Source organism: Acidovorax sp. (genome assembly GCF_027492855.1).
Lineage (GTDB): Bacteria > Pseudomonadota > Gammaproteobacteria > Burkholderiales > Burkholderiaceae_C > Acidovorax.
In genome coordinates this window covers 47,821-54,185 of record NZ_JAPUDY010000082.1, presented here as the reverse complement: position 1 = coordinate 54,185, position 6,365 = coordinate 47,821, and the positions used below count along the sequence as shown (strand labels likewise).

Annotated in this window: 5 protein-coding genes and 1 pseudogene; all 6 read right to left on the bottom strand. The window is 67.7% G+C overall.

The window, feature by feature from the left end; all coding sequences use genetic code 11:
- Positions 1-137 (bottom strand): annotated as a pseudogene (locus tag Q0105_RS16280) (PLP-dependent transferase); the annotation flags it as partial.
- 139 nt (positions 138-276) lie between these two features.
- On the bottom strand, positions 277-1,020 hold the full coding sequence (locus Q0105_RS16275) for a Crp/Fnr family transcriptional regulator (protein WP_298213174.1): 744 nt from the start codon (positions 1,018-1,020) through the stop codon (positions 277-279).
- 143 nt (positions 1,021-1,163) lie between these two features.
- Entirely contained in the window at positions 1,164-3,053 is a 1,890-nt protein-coding gene (locus Q0105_RS16270; protein WP_298213173.1) for a VWA domain-containing protein, read from the bottom strand.
- A gap of 1 nt (position 3,054) precedes the next feature.
- Complete coding sequence (locus Q0105_RS16265; protein ID WP_298213172.1) at positions 3,055-4,074, bottom strand: 4Fe-4S binding protein; 1,020 nt, start codon at positions 4,072-4,074, stop codon at positions 3,055-3,057.
- A 9-nt stretch (positions 4,075-4,083) separates the two neighbouring features.
- Positions 4,084-4,890 carry a CbbQ/NirQ/NorQ/GpvN family protein gene (locus tag Q0105_RS16260; protein ID WP_298213171.1) on the bottom strand — a complete coding sequence of 269 codons (807 nt, stop codon included), beginning with the start codon at positions 4,888-4,890 and terminating at the stop codon, positions 4,084-4,086.
- 22 nt (positions 4,891-4,912) lie between these two features.
- Positions 4,913-6,364, bottom strand: coding sequence for a cbb3-type cytochrome c oxidase subunit I (locus Q0105_RS16255; protein WP_298213170.1), 1,452 nt, complete (start codon positions 6,362-6,364; stop codon positions 4,913-4,915).
- Position 6,365 lies beyond the last annotated feature (1 nt).

Below are 6,365 nucleotides of genomic sequence, written 5' to 3'. Positions count from 1 at the left end.
TTCAGGTCGAACAGGTCGGCGCCGTGCTGGGCGCTATCGAAGGCATAGGCCACCGTCTGGTAGATGGGCACGGCCACGGCCTTGGTGGTGGGGTCGGGGCTGTAGCCTGCGTGGACGGCCAGGGTTTCGATCTTCATGGTGAGCGTGTCCTTCTCGGTGATGATGATGGTGCCGCGGCCGATGGCCGCTGCAGGCATTCTTGCAGCGCTGCGCCCGCAGGGCATCGAATCGTTCGTGATGAGCTTATGCGGCTCGCGCAGGCTGCACTCTACCGCTTCATCCCACCGTGTGCCCAGCGAGCCGCACCGCGTCGGGGATGTGGATGTCGCGCTTGTCCATATGAATCAGCCCGGCTTCCTCCAGCTCGTGCAGCACACGCGAGAAATATTCGGGCGTGAGCGACAGGCGCGAGGCAATGGTGGCTTTGCTCACCGGCAGTGTCACGTTCAGGCCGCCGGGGGCTTGCGGCTCGCCGCAGCCAGCGCAGGCCAGGGCGATGGCTGCGGCATCGCTGGAGTCCTCGGGCAGGTCGCGCAGCAGGTAGCCGATAACGCGCTGCATGCCGCTGTGCAGGGTGTAGGTCTGCACGTCATGCACCAGGCCGTGCAGCCGCCGCGAGATGCCTGCCAGCATGCGCATGGCGAATTTGGGGTCGGCCTGGATTTCGCGCTCGACGGTGGCCTTGTCCACGCTCAGCAGCAAGGTGTCGGCCAGGGCCTGGGCGTTGATGATGTAGGGCTTGCCGGTGAACATCAGCGCCTCGGCAAAGCTGCTGCCGGGGCCCACGAGCTCGATCACCTTCTCCTGGCCCGCAGGCGACAGCGCGAAGAGCTTGACCTGGCCGAGCACCGTGACGTGGAACTCTTCGCAAGGTGTGCCCACGCGAAAAACGCTGTCGCCCCGCGCGAAACGGCGCAGGCGGCAACCCTGGGCCAGTCGCTCCAATTCATCGGGGGTTGACTCCTGAAACAGGGGCAGGGCCGATAGGTAGCGCGGAATGTCAAATTGCCGGATGTCCATGGTGGGGCCTGCTTTGTTGTGTATTGGTAGTTTCCCTTATTAAATAGGAGTGTCAGATGCACGTTATGACCGAAGTCAAACGATCGTGGTGCGGCGCATCAAAGGGTTAACCCGGATTTTTGCGGGTGTATGAAACCCAGGCCCTAGCCCTGCCGTGTGATCTGTGCGTACACCGCCGCCAGCCGCTGGGCCAGGTCGCGCGGGCGGTGCACCAAGGCATAGCCTTGTTGGCCGAACAGGTGGGGCAGATAGTCGTGGCCCGCGTCGTCGATGGTCACGGCAAAAGGCGTAAGGCCCTGAGCGCGCGCGGCCTGCACGGCGTGGCGGGTGTCCTCCAGGCCGTAGCGGCCTTCGTACACGTCCAGGTCGTTGGGCTTGCCGTCGGTCAGCAGCAGCAAGAGGCGCTGGCGCTCGGGCCGTGCGGCCAGCCGCGCCGTGGCGTGGCGGATGGCGGCGCCCATGCGGGTGTAGTAGCCGGGTTTGATGGCGTTGATGCGTGCGCGTGTGGGCACGGCCCAGGCTTCGTCAAAGCCCTTGAGGTGCTGGATGCGCACGTTCTGCCGCCGCACCGAGCTGAAGCCCAGCATCTCGAAGGTGTCGCCCCCGGCAGCCAGGGCCTCGCCAAACACGTAGAGCGCGTCCCGGATCACGTCGATCACGCGCATGGGCTGGCCCGCGCCGCCCACATGCGCGTCGGTGGACAGCGACAGATCCGCCAGCAGCAGCGTGGCCAGGTTGCGCTCGGCGCGCACGCGGCGCTGCCACACGGCGGGCGATTCGCTGTGCCATGCAGCGGCATCGGTGGCGTGGCGCACCCAGGCATCCAGGTCCAGCTCGTCGCCGTCAGGCTGGGCGTGGGCGCGCAGGGGGGCTGCGCGCAGCACTTCCAGCCGCCTGCGCACCTGCCGCGCAGTGGCGCGCAGCCGGGCGTCGGGCGTGAAGGGTGTGGTCTCGCGCGCCACCATGCGCTGCACGGCGCAGTGGGCGGGGCGCAGCAGGCCTGCTTTCCAGTCCCACTCGGGCTGGGGCTCGCCGGGGCCCAGGGGCATGTCGTCGGCGCTGGCGCTGGGAAGGTCCAGGTCGAAACGCACGCGCGATGCCAGGCGGCGCGCGTTGCCGGGGTCTTCGGCGATGGCCAGCACGTCCATGTCGCGGGCGGCGTCCAGGGCATTGCCGTCGTCGCTGTCGTCGTCGGCACGCTGCACCTTGGTGAATTCGCCCCACGAGAGGATGGATTCGGCGCGGAAGAACAGCATCAGCGGCGCGGCGTGGCGGTCATCGCGCACGCGCTGGGCGCGGCGGCGTGCGTCGTCGCCGGGCGTGGGGGCTGCGGCCTCGCGGCCTTCGGGCGGCTCGGTAGGCTGGGCGCTGCGGGCAGTGGCGGGGAGCTGGGGCTGGCCGCCATCCAGCCACAGCCACACGGGTGCGACCTGCGACGGCGCCAGGGGCGGCCAAGGGGCATCGTCCTGCATGTGGTCCAGCTCGCCACGCAGCGCGCGCTGCACCCAGGCCTCGGCCTCGGCGGCGGGGCCGCGCAGCTGTGCCAGCGGCGGGCGCAGTGCAAGCTGGGCCGCGCGCAGCCGGTCGTGCGCGGGCGCCAGGCCAGGGAAGGCCAGGCGCGCCGCGCGGGCGGCGGCCAGGTTGTGCGCCAGCCAGCCGGTGCCTGCGTATTCGGCGGCATGGGGTGTGTTCCATTGCGAGCCCACGGTCGCGAGCCACAGGTACAGGTCGCGGTTGAGCGCGCGCTCGGGAAAAACGGCCAGCGATGCGGGCAGGGCCAGTACGTCGGGCTGGAGCTCGGGCAGCGCAGCGTGCGTGCCAGCGCCCGCCACGCGCTGCACCCAGCCGCGCGGCCCGCCGTGCCTGCGCTCGGCCACGGGGGCAATGCGCATGGCCGCTGGCCCGCCGCCGCAGCGAAACAGCAGGCCCAGGGGCTTGCGCACCTCTTCGAGCGTCACGGCCGCCTCGGGGTGGCCCTGGGCGGCCCAGCGGGTGATGAGGCGGTGCCATTGCTGGCCGATCCACTCTTCCATGTCAGCTTTCCTGGGGGGTGGGCATGGCGCTGGCGATGGCCGCCGGGCGGCGGGATGGTGCTGCGGGGTCTGGCTGCGGCGCATGCAGCGATTCACGCAGCGCGTCCACGCCGATGCGCCATTGCAGCAGCGGCTCGCGCTGCTGCGCCGATTGAGATGTGTCACAGGCCTGCACGCACAGCCCGCATTGCACACACGAGAACTTGCGCCGCTTGAAGTTGCGTGGCGGCAGATGCATGGGGCAGGCGCGGTCGCAGGCGTTGCCGTGGGGTGCGTCGCAACTGCGGCAGTGCGAGGGGTGGGCGGCCTGCAGGCCGCTGGCGGTTGTCGGCACGGGGCGTTTGCCGTCGCGTGCAAAACCCACCACGCGCCCGCGCGGATTGGCCATCCACACCAGGCTTTGGAACAAACCCACCGCGCAGCCAAAGCGGCAAAACAGGTGGCGCGCAAACAGAAATTCGGCCGTGAACACGGCAGTGAAAACGGCCAAAAACTGCGCTTGCCCCAGTGTCGATTCGCCGCGCAGCAGCCGCCCCCACACGTCCGCCGGGGGCAGCAGGTAGGTGAGCAGGGTGATGGCCCACACAAAACCCATCACCAGGCACAGCAGCACGAACACCGGCCACCAGCGGCGGTCGGGCGTGAGGCCGTTTTTGGGCGTGGGCTTGCGGTTCCACAGCGACAGGCGGCCGCAGGCTTTTTGCAGCACGTGGTTGAGCAGCTCTACCAGCGAGAAATGTGGGCAGAGCCAGCCGCAGTACAGCCGTCCGTAGCGCCAGGCCACGGCCAGGAACAGGCCGACGAGCGCAATGGCAGGCACAAAGGCGCGCAGCACCAGTTGCAGCGCCATCTCGGTCGGTGTAATCAGCCCCTGGCGAAACGCATCCAGCCCCAGGCTCCAGCGCTGGCCCAGCACCCACAGTTGTACCTCGGTCACGTCAAAGCGCAGCAGGTTGAGCGCGGGCGCGCACAAAAACAGCGCAAAAAAACCGATCTGGAAGGCGCGGCGCTGGCGTTGCATGAAGAAGCGCTACAGGAGCGCGCAGATCACCTCGTCCAGCGCGGCGGCGGTGTCGGCGTCGTCCGTGAGGGCATCGACGATGGCGGCGCGGCAGGCCTGGGCCAGCGGCACGCCCGCTGCGGCCAGGCGTGCGGCCATCACCAGCAGGCGGGTGCTGGCCACTTCTTCGAGGTCGTGGTCGGTGAGCTTGCGCAGTGCCGCGCCCAGGCGCACCAGGGTGGCGGCCAGCGCGGGGCTGGCACCGGCTTCGGTTTGCAAAATGGTCTGCTCCACCGCAGCGGCCGGGTAGCCCAGGTTGAGCGCCACGAAGCGCTGGCGCGTGCTGGGCTTGAGGCTTTTGAGCAGGCTCTGGTAGCCGGGGTTGTAGGAAATCACCAGCATGAATTCGGGGGGCGCTACGAGCAGTTCGCCCGTGCGCTCGATGGGCAGCACGCGCCGGTCGTCGGCCAGCGGGTGCAGCACCACGGTGGTGTCCTTGCGGGCCTCCACCACTTCGTCCAGGTAGCAGATGGCGCCTTGGCGCACGGCGCGTGCCAGGGGGCCATCGGCCCACACGGTGCCGTCGTGGCCCAGCAGGTGGCGGCCCACCAGGTCGGCGGCCGAGAGGTCGTCGTGGCAGCTCACTGTGATGAGTGGGCGCTGCAGGCGGGCTGCCATGTGCTCCACAAAACGCGTCTTGCCACAGCCCGTGGGGCCCTTGATGAGCAGCGGCAGGCGCTGGCGCCAGGCGCTTTCGAACAAGGCGGCCTCGCCGCCTTGTTCTGCATAGAAAGGCAGCGCCGCCTGGGCGATGCGCTGCTGTTCACTGTGGTCCATGGGCGGGTCCGTGCAAAACGGTTCAGGCGGCTTGCAGCGACTGGGCGCGCAACACGCCCTTGCCGTTGCCGCCAGCGGTTTCTTCGGTGACGGGGTCACCGCCGATGAAGAAGCTGGCGAAGTACAGCAGCTGGCCGAGCAGGAAGATCACACCACCGCCCACACGGGTCCAGTAGAAGAAGCGCAACTGGTCTTGTGTGGCCATGAAGCCCATGGCATTGCTGCCCTCGGGGATGCGCTGCAGCCACACCTGCAAGACGCCCGCGCCCGTGAGTGCCAGCACCATGATGGCCATGCCGAGGGTCATGGTCCAGAAGCTCCACATCTCGACGTTCTGGGCCTTCTTGCTGTTGGCCAGGCGCCCGCGCATGGTGGGCATGGCATAGCTGATGATGGTGATGACCACGAGCACATAGGCCCCGTAGAAGGCCAGGTGGCCGTGGGCGGCGGTGAGTTGCGAGCCATGGGTGTAGTAGTTCACGGCGCTGAGCGTGTGGATGAAGCCCCACAGACCGGCACCCAGGAAACCCAGCACGGCGGTGCCCACGGCCCACAACACGGCGGCCTGGTTGGGGTGTTCGCGGCGGCGGCGCTGCACCATGTTGAAGGCAAACACCGTCATCATGAAGAAGGGGATGGGTTCGAGCGCGCTGAAGATGCTGCCGATCCAGAGCCAGTAGCCAGGCAGGCCGATGAAGTAGAAGTGGTGGCCCGTGCCCAGGATGCCGGTCATCAGCGCGAAAGCGATGATCACGTACAGCCACTTGTCGATGACCTCACGGTCCACGCCTGTGGTCTTGACCAGCACGTAGGCCAGCAGTGCGCCCAGGATCAGCTCCCACACGCCTTCCACCCACAGGTGCACCACGAACCACCAGTACATCTTGTCGCGCACCAGGTTGTGCGGGTTCACGAAGCTGAACAGGAACATCAGCGCCAGGCCCCACAGGCCCATCAGCAGCACAAGGCTGATGGCCGTCTTGCGGCCCTTGAGCACCGTCATGCTGATGTTGTAGAGAAAGCCCAGCGCCACGACGACGATGCCGACCTTGGTGGGCAGGGGCTGCTCCAGGAACTCGCGCCCCATGGTCATGAGCAGGTCGTTGCCCGTGAGCTCGGCCAGCTTGGCGTAGGGCACAACGAGGTAGCCCACGATGGTGAGCGCGCCCGCCGCGAGGAAGACCCAGAACAGCACCTTGGCCAGCAGCACGGAGTGCAGCTCGGTCTCGGCCTCTTCGGGAATCATGTAGTAGGCCGCGCCCATGAAGCCGAACAGCAGCCACACGATGAGCAGGTTGGTGTGCACCATCCGCGCCACGTTGAACGGGATGTAGGGGAAGAACAGGTCACCGACGACGTATTGCAGGCCCAGGGTGATGCCGAAGATCACCTGGCCTGCGAACAGCGCCATGGCCGCGATGAAATAGAGCTTCGAGACCGATTGGCTCTGGTATTTGAGTGTGGAGATATGCATG